Genomic DNA, 18,226 nt, shown 5'->3' on the forward strand with positions numbered 1-18,226 from the left:
TCAGTCGGCCGGGCGCTCGATCAGATGGCGGAACGCGTCCAGGTTGCGCGTGGACTCGCCCCGGGACACCCGCCAGGCGTACTCCTTGCGGATGGAGGAGGCGAAGCCCATCTCCAGCAGGGTGTTGAAGGCGCCGTCGGCCGCTTCCAGGACCTGGCCGAGAAGGCGGTCGATCTCGTCGGGGGTGACGGAGGCGAGGGGGAGGCGGGCGGTGACGTAGATGTCGCCGAGGCGGTCCACGGCGTAACTGACGCCGTACAGCTTGAGGTTGCGCTCCAGGAGCCAGCGGTGGACGCCGGGCTCGTTCTCGTCGGGGTGGCGGACGACGAAGGCGTTCAGGGACAGCGAGTGGCGGCCCACCAGGAAGGAGACCGTCGTGGACAGCTTGCGGGTGCCGGGGAGTTTGACCACGTAGTTCCCGGGCTCGGGGCTCTCCCACTCCAGTTCGGCGTCCTTGAGGGCACCTTCGAGGATCCGCCCCGCCTTCTCCACATCACCCATGGGGGGAGCGTACGCGACGACGGTGGGACTGGGTCGCGGCCGTGTAGACCTCGGCGGTGGCGGCGGCCGCCGTGTCCCAGCCGAAGCACTGGGCGTGGCGAGCCGCGGCCTGGCCCATGCTCGTCGCGAGGGACGGCTCGTCGGCGAAACGGCGCAGCACGCGCGCGTAGTCCGCTGGGTTGTGGCCCTGGACCAGGAAGCCGGTCTCGCCGTCCTGTACGGCCACCGGGAGACCGCCGACGGACGCCGCCAGCACCGGCGTACCGGCCGCCTGCGCCTCTATGGCGACCAGCCCGAAGGACTCGCTGTACGACGGCATGACCAGCACGGACGCGGCCCGGAACCAGTCCGCGAGCTGTTCCTGGCCGACCGGCGGGCGGAACCGTACGACGTCCGCGATGCCCAGGCGTGCGGCCAGTTTCTGCAGGCCCTCCGGCTTGGCCAGGCCGCTGCCGCTCGGGCCGCCGACGATCGGCACGAGGATGCGGGAGCGCAGCCCCGGGCGTTCGTCCAGCAACACCGCCACCGCGCGCAACAACACGTCCGGAGCCTTCAGGGGCTGTATGCGGCCCGCGAAGAGCGGGATCAGGGCGTCCTGGGGCAGGCCCAGACGGAGGCGGGCGGCGGCGCGGCCGTCGGCCGGGCGGAAGCGGTCGAGGTTCACGCCGGGGTGGACCACGGCGACCTTGGCGGGGTCGGCCGCGTAGTGCCGGACCAGCTCGTCGGCCTCCTCGTCCGTGTTGGCGATGAGCCGGTCGGCGGCGGCCACGATCTGGGTCTCGCCGATGACGCGGGCGGCGGGCTCGGGCGTGTCGCCGTCGGCCAGGTTGGCGTTCTTGACCTTGGCCATGGTGTGCATGGCGTGCACCAGGGGCACGCCCCAGCGCTGGGCGGCGAGCCAGCCGACGTGGCCGGAGAGCCAGTAGTGGGAGTGGACGAGGTCGTAGTAGCCGGGGCGGTGGCCGGCCCAGGCCTGCATCACGCCGTGCGTGAAGGCGCACAGCTGGGCGGGCAGGTCCTCCTTGGCGAGGCCTTCGTACGGCCCCGCGTCGACATGGCGCACGAGGACGCCCGGGGCCAGCTGGACGGTGGGGGCGAGGCCGCCGGAGGTGGCGCGGGTGAAGATCTCGACCTCGATGCCCTGCGCGGCGAGGCGCTGGGCCAGCTCCACGATGTAGACGTTCATGCCGCCGGCGTCGCCGGTGCCGGGCTGGTGGAGCGGGGACGTGTGCACGGAGAGCATGGCGACCCGGCGGGGTCGGCGGTGCAGCCGGAGCCGGGGGGAGGCGGCCGGGGAGCGTCGCCCGAGCCTGCTGACGTACTGGCTCACCGTGGCGTTCCTCCTTACTGCGGGCATGCCGGACGGAGGTCCGGGCTCGGCCTCCGAGGGAGTCAACAGCGGCCGGGCGTCCCGCCATTTCCCGATCAAGCGGCTTTACTCAATCATGACCCGTGGTCGATCAACCGTTCGGGGGCGGTGGCGGGGGTGCTTGACCCGCTAAGAGGAGACCCTTGGACCAGCCTTGACCTGCACCGATACAACCTTTGACAGGACACGGCCAGCCCCGGTACACGCTTCCTCGTCGGATGCCACTCCCCCTCACCGAACCCCGAGGACCAGCGTGTTCCGTTCCCGTCACCTCACCAGGGCGGCTCGTGCCGTCGGCACGTCAGCCGCCGCGGCCGCGCTCTCCGTCGCCGCCGCCCAGACCGCGCTCGCCTGCAGCATCGCCGACTTCTCCGCCGCCCCCGCCTGCGACAGCTCGGGCAAGCCGGTCGTCCGGGTCACCGACAAGGACCCCTCCGGCACGCCGGCCACGCTCACCCTGAAAATCGAGCTGAGCGCCCCCGGTGGGGAGCGGGACCTCGACACGCAGACGATCCAGCACCCGACGGCGCAGGGCGTCAGCGTCGATCTGCATCCCCTGACCTGGAACGCCGGACAGACCTACGTGATCCACGTCAAGGCGGGCGACAGCGTCGACGAGGACCTCAAGCCCCCGGTGGTCGTACCGGACAACTTCACCTGCGCCCCCGCCGGCGGCTCCTTCTCGGCCTCCCCGACGCCGACCGCCCCCGCGTCCTCGGCGCCCACCGCTCCCGCGTCCTCGGCGCCCACCGCTCCCGCGTCCTCGGCGCCGTCCGCCACCCCGGCCCCGGTGCACAGCGGCGGTGGCACGGCCGCCTCGCCCGTGGCGAGCAGCGCCCCGTCGCCCGCGGGCGGCGGTACGCACCTCGCCTCGACCGGCGCCTCCGGCAACACCCCGCTGATCGCCGGCGCGGCAGCTGCGCTGGTCCTCGCGGGCGCCGGCATCGTCACAGCCCTGCGCCGCCGCACGGCAGGCCGCGCCGGCTGAGCCCGGCATCCGGCTGGGCAAGCCGCTCCGACTGGCTGCGGTACCGGGCCTGAGGAGCGGCTTCCCGCCGCCTCAGGCACCCGGCCGGGGAACTGTGCCCGCGCCTCTTACCCTCGTAGGCATGACAGCCCGCGCAGCGACCCTCCCCCACTCTCGGCTTCGCTCAAGCGGGGGGACCCCCGTCGTGGGAACGGTGACGCGCGGGACGACCAATCCCAATCGGCTGCGGCGTATGGACCGCTGGATCGCCGCCACGCACGGGGCGGAGCTGCGTCGCGCCGAGGACCCGCTGGCGGTCGACCTCGGATACGGCGCCGCGCCCTGGACCGCCGTCGAGCTGCTCGGCCGGCTGCGGACCGCCGCGCCGCGCGCGCGTGTGGTCGGTGTCGAGATCGAGCCGGAGCGGGTCGCGGCGGCCGAGCCGTACGCGCGGGAGGGGCTCGCCTTCCGGCACGGCGGGTTCGAGATCCCCGTCCCGGGGCGCCCGGTGCTCGTGCGGGCCGCCAATGTGCTGCGCCAGTACGACGAGGACCAGGTCGCCGCCGTCTGGGAGCGGCTGCGCGCGCGGCTCGCCCCGGCCGGCGCCGGTTCGCGCGGCGGGCTGCTGGTCGAGGGGACGTGCGACGAGATCGGCCGGCGGCATGTGTGGGTCGCGCTCGGCCCGGAGGGGCCGCGGACCGTGACCTTCGCGACGCGGCTCGGCTCGCTGGAGCAGCCGTCCGACCTCGCCGAGCGGTTGCCGAAGGCGCTGATCCACCGCAACGTACCCGGCGAGCCGGTGCACGCCTTCCTGCGCGACTTCGACCGCGCCTGGGCCGCCGCCGCGCCCTACGCCTCCTACGGCGCCCGCCAGCGCTGGCTGCGCGCGGTACGGGACCTGACGGCCGACTGGCCGGTGACGGACTCCCCGGCCCGCTGGCGGCAGGGCGAAGTGACGGTGGCGTGGGAGGCGTTGGCGCCGCGCGGCCGCTGACCGCCGACCGCCGACCGCCGACCGCCGACCGCCGACCGCCGACCGCCGACCGCTGACCGCTGACCGCTGACCGCTGACCGCTGACCGCTGACCGCTGACCGCTGACCGCTGACCGCTGACCGCTGACCGCGCAGGAACGATCTCTGCGCGTCGTTCGTCACACCGGCGGGGAGATCGTCATGCCGGGGCCGGCAAGGGGGGACAGGAGAGAGCACCTGCCTCTGTCGCTTTTCGCCGTGACGTGGCACGATCCCCCAGATACGGTAAGTTACTGACGGTAAATCAGTTTGGGGGTACGGGTGATGGGCTGGGGCAAGCGCGGCATCCTGACGGCCGCCGTGACCGTGGTCTGCGCGGTGACCGCGCTGGCGGTACCCGGCACGGCCTTCGCCGCCCCGGTACCGACACCGAGTACGTCCCCTTCCCCGGCCCCCTCCCCTTCGCCGTCCTCGACTCCCGCGCCCAGCAAGGACCTTGAGAAGGTCCGCGAGAAGCTCGACGGGCTGTATCACGACGCGGCCGTCGCCACCGACGCCTACAACGCGGCCGAGGAGAAGGCCAAGAAACAGTCCGCCGAGATCGTCGCGCTGGCGAAGAAGATCGTCGAGGGGCAGGAGAAGCTCGACCGGCTCAAGGACCAGGCGGGCGCGGCGGCCCGCGAGCAGTACCGCACCGGAGGCATCCCGCCCACCGCCCAGTTCCTGCTCAGCGACGACCCGGCCCAGGTGCTCGACGGCGCCGGGCTGGTGCTCCAGGGCCAGCGGGCGACGAGGGACCTGATCGGCGAACTGGCCCGCACCCAGAACGACTTGCAGGCGTACGCCGACGACGCCGCCGAGCAGTGGCAGAAGCTGGACACCGAGCGCAAGGCGAAGGCCGCCGCCAAGAAGAAGATCGAGCAGCAGATCTCCGCCGCCAAGAAGCTGGAGTCCGAGCTGGCGAAGAGAGACCAGGAGCGGCTGCGGCAGCTGGAGGACCAGGCTGCGCTGAAGGCGCAGACCACCTGGCTGGACACCGGCATCCTCCAGGAGATCAACGGCAAGGCCTCCGAGCAGGGCAAGAAAGCCGTCGCGTTCGCCACCGCCCAGCTCGGCAAGCCGTACGTCTGGGGCGCCGAGGGCCCGGAGTCGTACGACTGCTCGGGCCTGACCTCCCAGGCCTGGGCGGCGGCCGGCCGGCCCATCCCGCGCACCTCGCAGGAGCAGTGGCAGCAGCTGAAGCACATCGACATCAAGGACATGCGGCCCGGCGACCTCATCCTCTACTTCACCGACGCCAGCCATGTCGCCCTCTACATCGGCGACGGCGCGATCATCCAGGCCCCGCGCCCGGGCCGGAACGTGACGATCGCGGGCGCCGGCTCGATGCCGATCCTGGGGGTCGTACGGCCCGACGCATAGCCCGCACGGAGGGGCGGGCGGTGACACGGGTCACGTGACCCACCGCACGCCCAACTCCGGATCAAACCCCGGCAGGACGTGAGCTTCGTCATTCCGGGTGGTCCGGCGCCCTGTCCAACTGCGGTACGGAACGCGGCATATGACGGCGGCCTGCGCGGGAGCGACGCGGCTCACACCATTCCATCGGGACGGGCAATGCCGCTATGGTCACCCGTCGGTGGCTTCGAGACCCTCGGCGCCGCCCATGCCCTCGGGGGGAGGGAAGGAACCCAAGACGATGCCCGTACCCATACCGCGGCAGAGAGCGATCCCGGCCGCGGAGAGTGGTCAGGCTGAGGCCGCCTCCACAGTCGGCGGCCCCCTCAAGGAAGAGGCCCACCTGGCCCACCGCGACGCCACGCCCACGAGCGGCACCGGCACCACGCTCACCCTGCTGCTGATCGAGGACGATCCGGCCGGCTCGCCGATCGTGCCCGAACTGCTGGACGCGTCCGGCAAGCCGATCCGCGTGCGCACCGCCCGCAACCTCACCGAGGCCGAGCGGCTGCTCACCGACGATGTCCACTGCATCCTGCTGGACCTCGCCCTGCCCGCGCCGGGCGGCAGCGACGCCGACGACGAGCTGGCCGTGCTCAAGCACGTGCTCCGGCTCGCGCCCCGGCACGCCGTGCTCGCGCTGACCGCCTCCGCCGACGCCGAGCGCGGCGCCGAGGCCGTGCGCGTGGGCGCCCAGGACTATCTCTTCCGGGACGAGCTGGACGGCCGGCTGCTCAGCCGCGCCATCCGGTACGCGGTGGAGCGGAAACGTTCCGACACCGCCGAGCGGCGGCTGGCCGAGGGCCGGCTGCGCGCGCAGGAGAACCGCCGGCTGGAGCGCGGGCTGCTGCCCACGCCCCTGCTGGACGGCTCCTCGCTGCGCTTCGCCGCCCGCTACCGCCCCGGCCGCTCGCGGGCCCTGCTCGGCGGCGACTTCTACGACGCCGTCCGCACACCCGACGGCACGGTGCACGCCATGATCGGTGACGTCTGCGGCCACGGCCCGGACGAGGCCGCGCTCGGCGTGGAGCTGCGCATCGCCTGGCGTGCGCTGACGCTGGCCGGGCTGTGCGGGGACGAGCTGCTGGGCACGCTGCAACAGGTGCTGGAGCACGAGCGCGCCGACGAGGAGATCTTCGCGACGCTGTGCACGGTGGACATCGCGCCGGACGGGCGGAGTGCGGGCCTGTGCCTGGCCGGGCACCCGGCGCCGCTGCTCGCCCGTCCCGGGCGGGACGCGCAACTGCTGCCGTACGACAACAACGGGCCCGCGCTCGGGCTGCTGCCCGGGGCCCGGTGGCCGCGGATGCAGGTGGAGCTCGGGGCCGAGTGGAGTCTGATGCTCTACACCGACGGGCTGATCGAGGGCCGGGTCGGTGCGGGCGGTGAGCGTCTGGGGCAGGACGGGATGGTGTCGATGATCCGCCGGCAGCTCTCCGAGGGGCTGCGGGGGGAGGCGCTGTTGCGGGCCGCGGTCACCGAGGTCCGTGAGCTCAATGGGGGCGAGCTGACGGACGACGTGGCTGTGGTGTTGCTGGACAGGACGTCGTAGGCGAAGTCCCGTCGGCGCCCCTCGGTCAGCTGTCAGCCATCAGCTGTGAGCCGTCAGCTGACTCCAGGGGCGCTCTTTTCAGCGGCCCCCGTTGTACGGGCCGTACGGGCCGTCGCTGCTGCTTCCCCTGCCCCGGCGGCGGAAGCCGCCCCGGCCGCCCCGCCCGCCGGAGACCTGCTGGAGGGCCGGGCGGACGTCGACGAAGAAGACGATCGTGGCGACCAGGCCCGCGAGCTGGAGGAACAGCATGGGCACGAAGAGGTTCACGCCCACCGCCACGCCCAGGATGATCAGCCAGAAGCCCTTGTTCTGCTTGTCCGCGGCGCGGTAGGCGTCCTCGCGGAAGATCGCGGCCATCACGAACGCCACGATGGCGAACGCCAGCATGGCCGTGAAGATCAGCCACATCACTCCGCCGACTGCAGTCATCAGCACAGTACCCACCACCCGAGTCGACTCGTCCGTACAGCCACCGTACCCATACAACGGGCCGGACACCCCGAAGGTGCCCGGCCCGGTAACGCTGTCGTCGCGTCGCCCGCGCTCACTTCGCCGGCGGCGTGGTCTTCTTCGCCGTGGTGCTCTTGCGCGGGGCCGGGGCCTTCCGGGCGGCCGGCTTCTTGTCCGCGGCGGGCTCGGACGTGGCCTCGGCGGGCTTCGGCTCGTCCTTGGCCCCGGCCTGCTCGGGCTCGCCCTCGACGGCGACGGCCAGTTCCTCGATGCCCTCGGCGGCCTCGCCTCGCCAGTGCTTCACGGTCTGCTCGCCGTGCTCGGCGACCTTCTCATAGGTCTCGCGGGCCTTGACGGCGTACTCGGCGGCGACGCCGACGCCGCGCAGGGCGAGGTCCTGGGCCTGCTCGCCGAGCTTCTTCAGGTCCACGTCGAGAGTGCCGAGGAACTCGTTGACCTTCGTCTGGAGGGTCTCCTGCGCCTCCTTGGCGCGGGCGGCGGCCTTCTCCTGCACGGCCTTGGGGTCGGTGTTGCGCACGGCCTCGATGCGGGCCGGTGCCTCGGCGCGCAGCTGCTCGACCAGGGCGGGCACCTTCTTGGCCTGCTGGTAGGCGAGGTCGGCGGTGCCGGCGGCGAAGTAGAGCGGAGTCGGGTCGCTGAGGGTCTTGCGCAGGTCGTCGGTGATGGCCATGGTGTTCAGGTCCTCCCGGATTCGCGTTCGGCTGAGGTTGGTGTGGTCCGCGGTGGGGCGGCCGGCGCCCTGGTCCGGTTATCCGGCCGTCCGCCGCGGACCGGCATCGATATCGACATCGCCGGCATCGACTTCGGTATCGCTCATGTCTGCCGTACCGAGTCCGTTCTCCTTGCGGAAGGACTCGTAGATCTGGAGCAGCACCTGCTTCTGCCGCTCGTTGAGCGAGGGATCGGCGAGGATGACCGCCCGGGTCTCCACTTCGTCCAGGTCCCGCTCCGCGTCGAGGATGCCGGCGCGGACGTACAAGGTCTCGGCGGAGATGCGCAGGGCCTTGGCGACCTGCTGGAGCACCTCCGCGCTGGGCTTGCGCAGCCCGCGCTCGATCTGGCTCAGGTACGGATTGGACACCCCGGCGGCATCGGCGAGCTGCCGCAGCGACAGCTGGGCGTTCCGCCGCTGTTCGCGCAGGTACTCACCGAGGTTGCCGACGTTCAGCGATGCCATGCCTCCACCTTGCCCCATCCCTGCTAACAATTGCAAGCACCCGCTTGCAAAAGTGTGTCGCACGGGTGGCGCGGGTGCCCTAGGGTGCCGATCATGGCTTGTCGTATCTCCGAACTGATCATCCCTTGCCGGGATCCGCAGCGGCTGGCGGCGTTCTGGTGCGAGGTGCTGGACTTCATCGTGCTCGACCCCGACGACGGCGGCGCGGTGGAGATCGGGCCGCAGGAAGGGTTCGGCGGACTCCAGCCGACTCTGGTCTTCGTCCCCTCCACCGAGCCCAAGGCGGGCCCGCTGCGGATGCACTTCGACGTCAACGCCACCGACCGCGACCAGGCCGCCGAACTCGAACGCCTCCTGAAGCTCGGGGCGCGCCCGGCCGACATCGGCCAGAGCGGCGCGGAGCAGTGGCACGTCCTGGCCGACCCCGAGGGCAACGAGTTCTGCCTCCTGCGAGCCCGGCTGAGCTGAGCACAGAGAAGCCGTAGAACTACCGGGACAGTTCCGACGGTTCGTCCAGCCTGGTCAGCTTGTGCGGGTTGCGGACGACGTAGATCCGGGTGATCAGGCCGTTCTCCACCGTGAGGCTGACCGCGGTCGGCTCGCCGTCGAAGTCGATGCGGCCGGCCGGTGTGCCATTGAGCCACACCGGTGTCGTCTCCAGCGTGACCACCGACCGGTGTGCGCCCGCGAGCACCTCCGCGACCAGGCCGGCCCCGTGGAACGGCGTCGGAGCGGCGGCCACCACGCCACCCCCGTCGGTGATCATGACCACGTCGGGGGCCATGATCTCCAGCAGCTCCCGCAGCTGCCCGGTGCGCAGTGCCTCCAGGAAGCGCTCCACCACCGCCCGCTGCTCGGAGCGGCTCACCCGCACCCGCGGCTGCCGGGCCGCCACGTGCTCCCGGGCGCGCCGCGCGATCTGCCGGACCGCGGCGGCCGTCTTCCCGACGGCCTCCGCGATCTCGCCGTACGGCACGTCGAAGACCTCGCGGAGCACGAACACCGCCCGCTCGGTCGGCCCGAGGGTCTCCAGCACGGTCAGCATCGCCATCGAGACGCTCTCCGCGAGCTCGACGTCCTCGGCGACGTCGGGGCTGGTCAGCAGGGGTTCGGGCAGCCACTCGCCGACGTACTCCTCGCGCCTGCGCGCCAGGGTGCGCAGGCGGTTGAGCGACTGGCGGGTGACCGTCCGGACGAGGTACGACCGCGGGTCGCGGACCTCGGCCCGGTCGACGTCGGCCCAGCGCAGCCAGGACTCCTGGAGCACGTCCTCGGCGTCGGCGGCCGAGCCGAGGATCTCGTAGGCGACCGTGAAGAGCAGGCTGCGGTGGGTGACGAAGGGATCTTCCACGGTCATGCCTTCGGCGCCAGGGGGATCGAGCAGGCCTCGGAGTAGCCCTGCGAGGTGATGCCGTGCGCCGTGTTGCACCGGGTCGCCAGGTTGGCGAAGCCGATGAACACGGTGAGTTCGACCAGGGCCGCCGGGCCGAGCCGGTCCAGCAGGCGCGCGGACAGCTCGTCGGTGACGGTCGACGGGGTGTTCGTCATCGCCTCCGCGTACTCCAGCACGTCCCGCTCCAGCGGGGTGAACGCGTCCGACACCCGCCAGCGCGGCACCTGGCTCGCCTTGGCCAGGTCCAGGTTCTGGTTCAGCGCATGGAAGTAGTTGATGTCGAGGCACCAGCTGCAGCCGACCTGGGCCGCGACCGCCATGTGCGCGAAGGTCTTGAGGCTCGCGTCGGCCTCGTCCAGCGAACCGATCGCCGCCGAGAACTCCTGGTTGGCCTCGGCGAGCTTCGGGTGGTTCCACAGCACTTCGAAGGGCTCGGGCACCGAGCCGAGCTGTTCGAGCACCGCCTGCCGCAGCTCGGCGGGAATGTCAGCCTTCGGAATGCGCACCGTCATCGTCTGCTCCTCGATCTGACCGGCCTGTCCGGTTGTCCGGCATGAAGACACCGGCCGGTGCGCGGATGTGACACCGGCTCGCGTCAGTCCGTGACGAGGTCCTCCGGGGCCGAGCGGGCGAGGTCGGCGAGGGTGGTGAGCGCTCGGGCGAGGACGTCCGGCGGGGGTGTGGCCAGGCCCAGGCGGACGGCGTTCGGGGCATGGCCGGCGTCGACGGTGAACGCGGCGGCGGGTACGACCCCGATGCCGTGCCGCGCGGCGGCGGCGACAAAGGTGTCCGCCCGCCACGTGCGCGGGAGGCGCCACCAGCAGTGGTAGGAACGTGGCTCGCTCCGCACCGGGAAGCCGGCCAGGCACCGGGCCGCGAGCTCCTGCCGTTCCGTCGCCTCCCGCTGCTTGGCGGCGACCAGCTTCCGTACCGTGCCGTCCTGCTGCCAGCGGTGGGCGGCCTCCAGGGCGAAGCGCATCGGGGCCCAGCCGCCCGCGCGCAGGGCGGCGGCGACCGTGGCCGTCAGGGCGGGCGGGGCGACCGCGAAGCCCAGGGTCAGGCCGGGGGCGATGCGCTTGGAGAGGCTGTCGATCAGGACGGTCCGCTCGGGGGCGTACGCGGCGAGCGGCGGGAGTTCGTCGCGCAGGAACGCCCAGATCGCGTCCTCCACGGCGGGCAGTCCGAGGCTCAGCAGCACCTCGGCCAGCTCCTCGATCCGCCGCTCGGGCATGGTGAGCGAGAGCGGGTTGTGCAGCCTCGGCTGGACGTAGAGAGCGTGCAGCGGGGCGGCCGCGTGGGCCTCGGCCAGCGCCTGCGGGACCAGGCCGTCCTCGTCCATGGGCAGCGGGACGAGGGTGATGCCGAGCCGGGCCGCCACCGCCTTGATCACCGGGTACGTGAGCTCCTCCACCCCGAGGCGGCCGCCCGGCGGGACCAGGGCGGCGACGGCGGCGGAGAGGGCCTGCCGGCCGTTGCCCGCGAACAGCACCCGCGCGGGGTCGGGGCGCCAGCCGCCGCGGGCGAGGAGGCCGGCGGCGGACTCCTGGACGGCGGGCAGGCCGGCGGCGGCGACCGGGCGCAGGGCGTGCGCGAGGGCGTCGGGGCGCAGCAGGCCGCCGAGCCCCTCGGCGAGCAGTGCGCTCTGTCCGGGTACGGCCGGGTAGTTCAGCTCCAGGTCGATCCGGCCGCCGGCCGCCGGTTCGGTGAGCGCGGGAGCGGTCTCGTCCTGCGCCGCGCGGACGTACGTACCGCGTCCGACCTCGCCCACGGTCAGGCCGCGGCGGGCCAGTTCGCGGTACACGCGCGTGGCGGTGGAGTTGGCGATGCCGCGCCGTTTCGCGAACGCGCGCTGCGGGGGCAGCCGGTCGCCGGGCCGCAGGGCGCCGGAGCGGATCTCCTCGGCCACGGCGTCGGCGACGCTCAGGTAGTCGGTCACGGGCAGCCACCCCACCACAGAATTGCACCGAGCGCAATCTTTTGATTGCACTGAGCTATTGAACTGACCTACGCTCCCCGCATGATCGAGCCAAGCGAAGTGTTCGGCGTGAGCGTGGTGGCACTCGGCATGGTGCTCACCCCCGGCCCGAACATGATCTATCTCGTCTCGCGGAGCATCACCCAGGGCAGGCGCGCCGGGATGATCTCCCTGGGCGGCGTGGCCCTGGGCTTCCTGACGTACCTGCTCGCCGCGAACCTGGGCCTGTCCGTCGTCTTCACCGCCGTACCCGAGCTGTACGTCGCGGTGAAGCTGGCCGGCGCCGCCTATCTCGCGTATCTCGCCTTCAACGCCCTGAAGCCGGGCGGCATCTCGGTCTTCGCCCCGCAGGACGTGCCGCACGACTCACCGCGCAGGCTGTTCACGATGGGCCTGACGACGAATCTGCTCAACCCGAAGATCGCCGTCATGTACGTCTCCCTCATCCCGCAGTTCATCGATCCGGGCCGGGGCCATGTCCTGCTCCAGGGGCTGGTGCTGGGCTCCGTGCAGATCGTGGTGAGCATCGCGGTGAACACGGCCATCGTGCTCGCCGCCGGCACCATCGCGGTCTTCCTCGCCCGCCGCCCCTCCTGGCTGAAGGTGCAGCGCCGGCTGATGGGCACAGTGCTGGGTGCGCTCGCCGTCTCGCTGGCCGCCGACACCTCGGGACCGGCGTGACCCCGGTGAACGTGGTCAGGATTCGAGAAGCGCCGGCCGGGCGGGCGGCGTTAGGTTGGCCGGCATGGACCTCACCGCAGCGCACGCCGCCGACAGCCATGACCTGATCCGGGTGCACGGCGCCCGGGAGAACAACCTCAAGGACGTCGACGTCGAGCTGCCCAAGCGCCGGCTGACCGTCTTCACCGGCGTCTCCGGCTCGGGCAAGAGCTCGCTGGTGTTCGACACGATCGCCGCCGAGTCGCAGCGGCTGATCAACGAGACGTACCCCGCCTTCGTGCAGGGGTTCATGCCGAACCTGGCGCGTCCCGAGGTCGACGTCCTCGACGGGCTGACGACCGTGATCACCGTCGACCAGCAGCGGATGGGCGCCGACCCGAGGTCCACCGTCGGCACCGCCACCGACGCCAACGCCATGCTGCGCATCCTCTTCAGCCGGCTCGGCACCCCGCACATCGGCTCGCCCAAGGCGTTCTCCTTCAACGTGGCCTCGATCAGCGGCGCCGGCGCGGTGACCGTCGAGCGCGGCGGGCAGCAGGTGAAGGAGCGGCGCAGCTTCAGCATCACCGGCGGCATGTGCCCGCGCTGCGAGGGCCGGGGCACGGTCTCCGACCTGGACCTCACCGAGCTCTACGACGACTCCCTGTCCCTGAACGAGGGCGCGCTGACGATCCCCGGCTACAGGTCCGGCGGATGGAACTACCGCCTCTACACCGAGTCCGGCCTGGTCGACCCCGACAAGCCGATCCGGAAGTACACCAAGAGGGAGCTCCAGGACTTCCTGTACCGCGAGCCGACCCGGATGAAGATCGCGGGCATCAACATGACGTACGAGGGTCTGATCCCGCGGATCCAGAAGTCGATGCTCGCCAAGGACAAGGAGGGCATGCAGCCGCACATCCGGGCCTTCGTGGACCGCGCTGTCACCTTCACGGTCTGCCCCGCGTGCGAGGGCACCCGGCTCACCGAGGCGGCCCGGTCCTCGAAGATCGCGGGGGTCAGCATCGCCGACGCGTGCGCGCTGCAGATCAGCGACCTGGCGCAGTGGGTGCGGGGGCTGGACGAGCCGTCGGTGGCGCCGCTGCTCAGCTCACTGCGGCACACCCTGGACTCCTTCGTGGAGATCGGCCTCGGCTATCTCTCGCTGGACCGGCCGGCGGGCACGCTGTCGGGCGGCGAGGCCCAGCGCGTGAAGATGATCCGCCACCTCGGCTCCTCGCTCACCGACGTCACGTACGTCTTCGACGAGCCCACCACCGGGCTGCACCCGCACGACATCCGGCGGATGAACGACCTGCTGCTGCGGCTGCGCGACAAGGGCAACACGGTGCTGGTCGTGGAGCACAAGCCGGAGGTCATCGCGATCGCCGACCACGTCGTGGACCTCGGCCCCGGCGCCGGCACGGAAGGCGGCACGGTCTGCTTCGAGGGCACGGTGGAGGGGCTGCGGGCGAGTGACACCCTCACCGGCCGCCACCTGGACGACCGGGAAGCGGTGAAGGAGGCCGTGCGCAAGCCGACCGGCGCCCTGGAGATCCGCGGGGCGACGACGCACAACCTCCAGGACGTGGACGTCGACATCCCGCTCGGGGTGCTGTGCGTGGTCACCGGTGTCGCGGGCTCCGGCAAGAGCTCGCTCGTACACGGCTCGGTGCCCAAGGGCGCGGACGTCGTCTCCATCGACCAGACCCCGATCCGCGGCTCCCGGCGCAGCAATCCGGCGACGTACACCGGGCTGCTGGAGCCCGTCCGCAAGGCCTTCGCCAAGGCCAACGGCGTCAAGCCGGCCCTGTTCAGCGCCAACTCCGAGGGCGCCTGCCCCACCTGCAACGGCGCCGGGGTCGTCTACACCGACCTGGCGATGATGGCCGGGGTCGCCACGACCTGCGAGGAGTGCGAGGGCAAGCGGTTCGAGGCGTCGGTGCTGGAGTACACGCTCGGCGGGCGGGACATCGCGGAGGTGCTGGCGATGTCGGTGACCGAGGCCGAGGAGTTCTTCGGGACCGGCGAGGCGCACATCCCGGCCGCCCACCGGATCCTCCGGCGGATGGCCGACGTCGGCCTCGGCTACCTCACCCTCGGCCAGCCCCTGACCACCCTGTCGGGCGGCGAGCGGCAGCGGCTGAAGCTGGCCACGCACATGGCCGACAAGGGGGGCGTGTACGTCCTGGACGAGCCGACCACGGGTCTCCATCTGGCCGACGTAGAGCACCTGTTGGGCCTGCTCGACCACCTGGTCGACTCCGGCAAGTCCGTCATCGTGGTCGAGCACCACCAGGCCGTCATGGCCCACGCGGACTGGATCATCGACCTCGGGCCCGGGGCCGGGCACGACGGGGGGCGGGTGGTCTTCGAGGGGACGCCGGCCGAGCTGGTCGCCGCCCGGTCGACGCTCACCGGCGAGCATCTGGCCGAGTACGTGGGGGCGTGACCCGCCGGCACCGGTCAACGGCTCCGGGGCCCCGGCCCGTCCGCCTCTGAGGGGACGCCCGGGTCCGCTCCGGAGCTGACGTCAGGCCCCCTGACCGCGGCCTAGCGTCCTGGCATGAACGGAATCCGACGCATGACCGCGGCCGCCGTGCTGGCACTCCTGCTGCCGCTGCCCCTCGGCGAGCCGGCCTTCGCCGCTCCGCAACCCACCGCCCAGAACGCCGTCGACCCCCCTGCTCAGCTCGCGCTCCCCCGCCCCACCGGCCCCTACGCCGTCGGCCGCGATGTGCTGCACCTGGTCGACGAGCACCGCACGGACCCGTGGGTGCCGTCGGCGGGGGCCCGCCGGCTGATGGTGTCGATGTACTACCCCGCCCACGCCGGCACCGGAAGCCCGGCCCCCTACATGACCCTGGAGGAGGCCCGGCTGCTGCTCGCGGCCAAGGCTCCGGGCCGTGGCATCCCGCCGGAGACGGTCGCCTCGACCCGTACCTGGGCGCGCACCGACGCCCGCCCGGTCTCCGGCAGACACCCGCTCGTGGTGCTCTCCCCCGGCCTCGGTCTCCACCGCGCCACCCTGACCGGTCTCGCCGAGGACCTGGCGAGCCGGGGCTACGTGGTCGCGCTGGTCGACCACACCTACGAGGCGCCCGGCGTCACCTTCCCCGACGGCCGTACGCTCGCCTGCGCCATCTGCGACCGCCCGGACATCACCCCCGAGGCCGTGGGCGACAGCAGAGGCAGGGACCTGTCCTTCGTCATCGACCGGCTGACGTCCCACCACCCCGCCTGGCGCTTCGCCCACCTGATCGATCTCCGGCGCATCGGCATGGCCGGGCACTCCTTCGGCGGTGACGCCACCGCCCTGGCCATGGCCGCCGACCACCGGATACGGGCCGGCGCCGACCTGGACGGCACCTTCTTCGCGCCCTTCCCGGCCGCCGGTCCGGGCCACCGCCCCTTCCTCCTGCTCGGCAACCAGCAGGACATGCTCCCGGGCAAGGAGACCACCTGGGACGCCGCCTGGCAGCACATGGACGGCTGGAAGCGCTGGCTGACCGTGGCCGGCGCGGACCACGGCAGCTTCACCGACCTGAATCTGCTCTACGAGGAGCTCGGCAGGCCCACGCCCACCGGGGAGATCTCCGGACCGCGCGGTGAAGAGCTCACCCGCGCCTACCTCGCCGCCTACTTCGACCAGACCCTCAAGGGCATCCACCAGCCGCTGCTGGACGGCCCCTCGGCGGCGAACCCGGAAGTCACCTTCCAGCATCCGTGATCCGGTCCGCTCAGGACACCAGGCCCGCCTGATGGGCGGCGATGACCAGTTGGACGCGGTCACGCGCCGCCAGCTTGTGCAGCAGGCGGGCCACATGGGTCTTGACGGTGGCCTGCCCGATGAAGAGCTGCTCCGCGATCTCCCCGTTGGACAGGCCCCGCCCGATCAGGGTCAGCACCTCCCGCTCCCGGTCCGTGATGCGGGGCAGCTCCAGCCGGACCGGGGCGGGACGGGGCCGTTCGGCGAACTCCCGGATCAGCCGCCGGGTCACCCCCGGCGCGATCAGCGCGTCACCGGCGGCCACCACCCGGATCGCCGCGATGATGTCCGTCAGCGCCATGTCCTTGACCAGGAACCCGCTGGCCCCGGCCCGCAGCGCGGCGTAGACGTTGTCGTCGTCGTCGAAGGTGGTGAGGACGAGCACGCGGGGCGCCCCGTCTCCGGCCGTGACGGCCCGGGTGGCCTCGATGCCGTCCATGCCGGGCATCCGGATGTCCATCACCACCACATCGGGCCGCGTCTCACGGGCCAGCCGGACCGCTTCGGTGCCCGTGCCGGCCTCGGCGACGATCTCCAGGTCGGGCAGCCCGTCGATGACCATCGTCAGCCCGGCGCGTATCAACGGCTGGTCGTCCGCCAGCAGGACACGGATCGTCATACCGGTATCCTCGCCGCCACCTGGAATCCGCCGTCCGGCCGAACACCCGCGCTGAACTGGCCGTTCAGCAGGGCGGCCCGCTCCCGCATCCCGGAGATCCCGAACCCGGGACCGCGCGGGGTCCCGCCCCGCCCGTCGTCGACGACCTCGATGGCCACCGCCTCGGTGCCGTACTCCACCGACACCCGGCAGCGGCGGCCGCCGGAGTGGCGCACCGCGTTGGTGACCGACTCCTGGATGATCCGGAAGGCGGCCAGGTCGATCTCGGGGGGCAGCGGTCGCCGCCGGCCCCGCCACTCGACCTCGACCTGGAGTCCCGCCCCGGCGGCCCGCTCGACCAGCCGGCCGACGCCCTCCAGCCCCTCCGCCGGTGCCTCGGCCTCCGCCTGACGGAGCGACACCAGCATCCGGCGCAGCCCGGCCAGGGTCTCCCGGCTGGTGCTCTCGATGGCGGTGAGCGCCTGCCGTACGCGTTCGGGCTGGGTGTCGAGCACCAGGCCGGCCGCCCCGGACTGGATGGCGATCACCCCGATGCTGTGCGCGACCATGTCGTGCAGCTCCCGTGCGATGCGCAGGCGTTCCTCCGCCACCGCCCGGTCGGCGGCGTACTCGCGCAGCGCCTCGCCGTACCGGCGCTGCTGGCGTACCGAGTTGCCGATCGTCCACGGGAGAGCGACGGTCGCCGCCATGCCCAGCACGGTGCTGACGGCGTCCCCGAGCGTCTCGCCGTGGTGGCTGCCCGCCGCCCACTGGGCGAGCGACAGGGCCAGCGTGCCGCCGGCCGCCGTCAGCGCGGTCCGGCGCGGGCGGGCGGCCGCGAGACAGCCGACCAGGCAGGCCATGGCTACGTACAGGGGCCAGGTGTGCTCACCGAGCACGAACACCAGCACCGACTCGGCGGCGATCACCCCGAACACCGGCACCGGCCACCGCCGCACCCAGCCGACCGGCAGCGCCAGCAGCACGGCCATGGCCCCCCGCTGCCAGAGCGCCGTGAAGAACGCCCCGCGCGGCCCGTGCAGGGCGACCTGATAGGTCGTCGACCCGAACAGCAGCAGCGCGAACAGGGCGGCGGCGCACCAGGACACCGCAGTCCAGACACCGGAAGGCAGCCGTCTCAGCCACGGAGCACGCGGCAACGCTCGATCCACCGCTGGATGGTAGCCACCCCCTTCACCACCGGACGTCCGCCCGGAGGCTTACGTCCGACAGCGGACGCCCCCCGCTCAGCCCTCGAAGCCACCGGCCGCCAACAGCTCGTCGATCCGCACCCGATGAGCCTTCTCCCCGTCGTCCAAGGTCTCCTCGGCCTCCTTCGCGAGCTTCGCCCGCCCCCCCCCCCC

At 72.4% G+C, this 18,226-nt stretch carries 18 protein-coding genes; 8 read left to right on the forward strand and 10 right to left on the reverse strand.

Annotated features, from left to right (window positions below):
* Together LE548_RS18770 and mshA are read right to left on the reverse strand one after the other, a co-directional pair.
* Window positions 1-501 (reverse strand): YbjN domain-containing protein, encoded by a 501-nt coding sequence (locus LE548_RS18770; RefSeq protein ID WP_225098023.1) that lies wholly within the window; start codon window positions 499-501, stop codon window positions 1-3.
* Window positions 494-1,831 carry a D-inositol-3-phosphate glycosyltransferase gene (gene mshA, locus LE548_RS18775; RefSeq protein WP_225098024.1) on the reverse strand — a complete coding sequence of 446 codons (1,338 nt, stop codon included), beginning with the start codon at window positions 1,829-1,831 and terminating at the stop codon, window positions 494-496. The genes LE548_RS18770 and mshA overlap by 8 nt, the downstream gene beginning before the upstream one ends.
* A 292-nt stretch (window positions 1,832-2,123) precedes the next feature.
* Between mshA and LE548_RS18780 the strand changes: the two genes are divergently transcribed.
* The 4 genes from LE548_RS18780 to LE548_RS18795 all read left to right on the forward strand — a co-directional run bounded on the left by LE548_RS18780 (window position 2,124) and on the right by LE548_RS18795 (window position 6,819).
* The gene (locus tag LE548_RS18780; RefSeq protein ID WP_225098025.1) at window positions 2,124-2,858 is read left to right on the forward strand and encodes an LAETG motif-containing sortase-dependent surface protein; all 735 of its coding nucleotides are present in this window, start codon (window positions 2,124-2,126) and stop codon (window positions 2,856-2,858) included.
* 232 nt (window positions 2,859-3,090) lie between these two features.
* Window positions 3,091-3,831, forward strand: a complete 741-nt coding sequence (locus LE548_RS18785) for a class I SAM-dependent methyltransferase (protein WP_225098026.1) — start codon at window positions 3,091-3,093, stop codon at window positions 3,829-3,831.
* A 302-nt stretch (window positions 3,832-4,133) separates the two neighbouring features.
* Window positions 4,134-5,231: a C40 family peptidase gene (locus LE548_RS18790; RefSeq protein ID WP_225098138.1), complete on the forward strand. Its 1,098-nt coding sequence runs from the start codon at window positions 4,134-4,136 to the stop codon at window positions 5,229-5,231.
* A gap of 277 nt (window positions 5,232-5,508) precedes the next feature.
* Window positions 5,509-6,819, forward strand: a complete 1,311-nt coding sequence (locus LE548_RS18795) for a PP2C family protein-serine/threonine phosphatase (RefSeq protein WP_225098027.1) — start codon at window positions 5,509-5,511, stop codon at window positions 6,817-6,819.
* A 78-nt stretch (window positions 6,820-6,897) separates the two neighbouring features.
* Here the strand turns inward: LE548_RS18795 and LE548_RS18800 are convergent, their stop codons facing one another.
* The 3 genes from LE548_RS18800 to LE548_RS18810 form a co-directional block, all read right to left on the reverse strand.
* Entirely contained in the window at window positions 6,898-7,248 is a 351-nt protein-coding gene (locus LE548_RS18800) for a DUF2516 family protein (protein ID WP_263636230.1), read from the reverse strand.
* A gap of 115 nt (window positions 7,249-7,363) precedes the next feature.
* Window positions 7,364-7,960: a hypothetical protein gene (locus LE548_RS18805; protein ID WP_225098029.1), complete on the reverse strand. Its 597-nt coding sequence runs from the start codon at window positions 7,958-7,960 to the stop codon at window positions 7,364-7,366.
* 78 nt (window positions 7,961-8,038) lie between these two features.
* A complete protein-coding gene (locus LE548_RS18810; RefSeq protein ID WP_225098030.1) occupies window positions 8,039-8,467 on the reverse strand; it encodes a helix-turn-helix domain-containing protein in 429 nt (142 codons plus the stop codon).
* Window positions 8,468-8,560: 93 nt separating this feature from the next.
* Here LE548_RS18810 and LE548_RS18815 point away from each other — a divergent pair, with 93 nt between their 5' ends.
* Entirely contained in the window at window positions 8,561-8,935 is a 375-nt protein-coding gene (locus LE548_RS18815) for a VOC family protein (RefSeq protein WP_225098031.1), read from the forward strand.
* Between the two features lie 19 nt (window positions 8,936-8,954).
* Here LE548_RS18815 and LE548_RS18820 read toward each other — a convergent pair whose 3' ends face one another.
* The 3 genes from LE548_RS18820 to LE548_RS18830 form a co-directional block, all read right to left on the reverse strand.
* The gene (locus LE548_RS18820) at window positions 8,955-9,824 is read right to left on the reverse strand and encodes an RNA polymerase sigma-70 factor (RefSeq protein ID WP_225098032.1); all 870 of its coding nucleotides are present in this window, start codon (window positions 9,822-9,824) and stop codon (window positions 8,955-8,957) included.
* Window positions 9,821-10,372, reverse strand: a complete 552-nt coding sequence (locus LE548_RS18825; protein WP_225098033.1) for a carboxymuconolactone decarboxylase family protein — start codon at window positions 10,370-10,372, stop codon at window positions 9,821-9,823. Before LE548_RS18825 ends, LE548_RS18820 begins: the two co-directional genes overlap by 4 nt.
* An 83-nt stretch (window positions 10,373-10,455) precedes the next feature.
* Window positions 10,456-11,796 carry a PLP-dependent aminotransferase family protein gene (locus LE548_RS18830; protein WP_225098034.1) on the reverse strand — a complete coding sequence of 447 codons (1,341 nt, stop codon included), beginning with the start codon at window positions 11,794-11,796 and terminating at the stop codon, window positions 10,456-10,458.
* A gap of 81 nt (window positions 11,797-11,877) precedes the next feature.
* Between LE548_RS18830 and LE548_RS18835 the strand changes: the two genes are divergently transcribed.
* The 3 genes from LE548_RS18835 to LE548_RS18845 all read left to right on the forward strand — a co-directional run bounded on the left by LE548_RS18835 (window position 11,878) and on the right by LE548_RS18845 (window position 16,225).
* Entirely contained in the window at window positions 11,878-12,516 is a 639-nt protein-coding gene (locus LE548_RS18835) for a LysE family translocator (RefSeq protein ID WP_225098035.1), read from the forward strand.
* 64 nt (window positions 12,517-12,580) lie between these two features.
* Window positions 12,581-14,947, forward strand: coding sequence for an excinuclease ABC subunit UvrA (locus LE548_RS18840; protein WP_225098036.1), 2,367 nt, complete (start codon window positions 12,581-12,583; stop codon window positions 14,945-14,947).
* Window positions 14,948-15,061: 114 nt separating this feature from the next.
* Entirely contained in the window at window positions 15,062-16,225 is a 1,164-nt protein-coding gene (locus tag LE548_RS18845; protein ID WP_225098037.1) for an alpha/beta hydrolase, read from the forward strand.
* Between the two features lie 10 nt (window positions 16,226-16,235).
* Here LE548_RS18845 and LE548_RS18850 read toward each other — a convergent pair whose 3' ends face one another.
* Both LE548_RS18850 and LE548_RS18855 read right to left on the reverse strand, forming a co-directional pair.
* Complete coding sequence (locus tag LE548_RS18850) at window positions 16,236-16,883, reverse strand: response regulator transcription factor (protein WP_225098038.1); 648 nt, start codon at window positions 16,881-16,883, stop codon at window positions 16,236-16,238.
* Entirely contained in the window at window positions 16,880-18,034 is a 1,155-nt protein-coding gene (locus tag LE548_RS18855) for a sensor histidine kinase (RefSeq protein WP_225098039.1), read from the reverse strand. The genes LE548_RS18850 and LE548_RS18855 overlap by 4 nt, the downstream gene beginning before the upstream one ends.
* Window positions 18,035-18,226: the final 192 nt, after the last annotated feature.

This window comes from Streptomyces sp. CoH27 (assembly GCF_020181035.1).
GTDB lineage: Bacteria > Actinomycetota > Actinomycetes > Streptomycetales > Streptomycetaceae > Streptomyces > Streptomyces camelliae.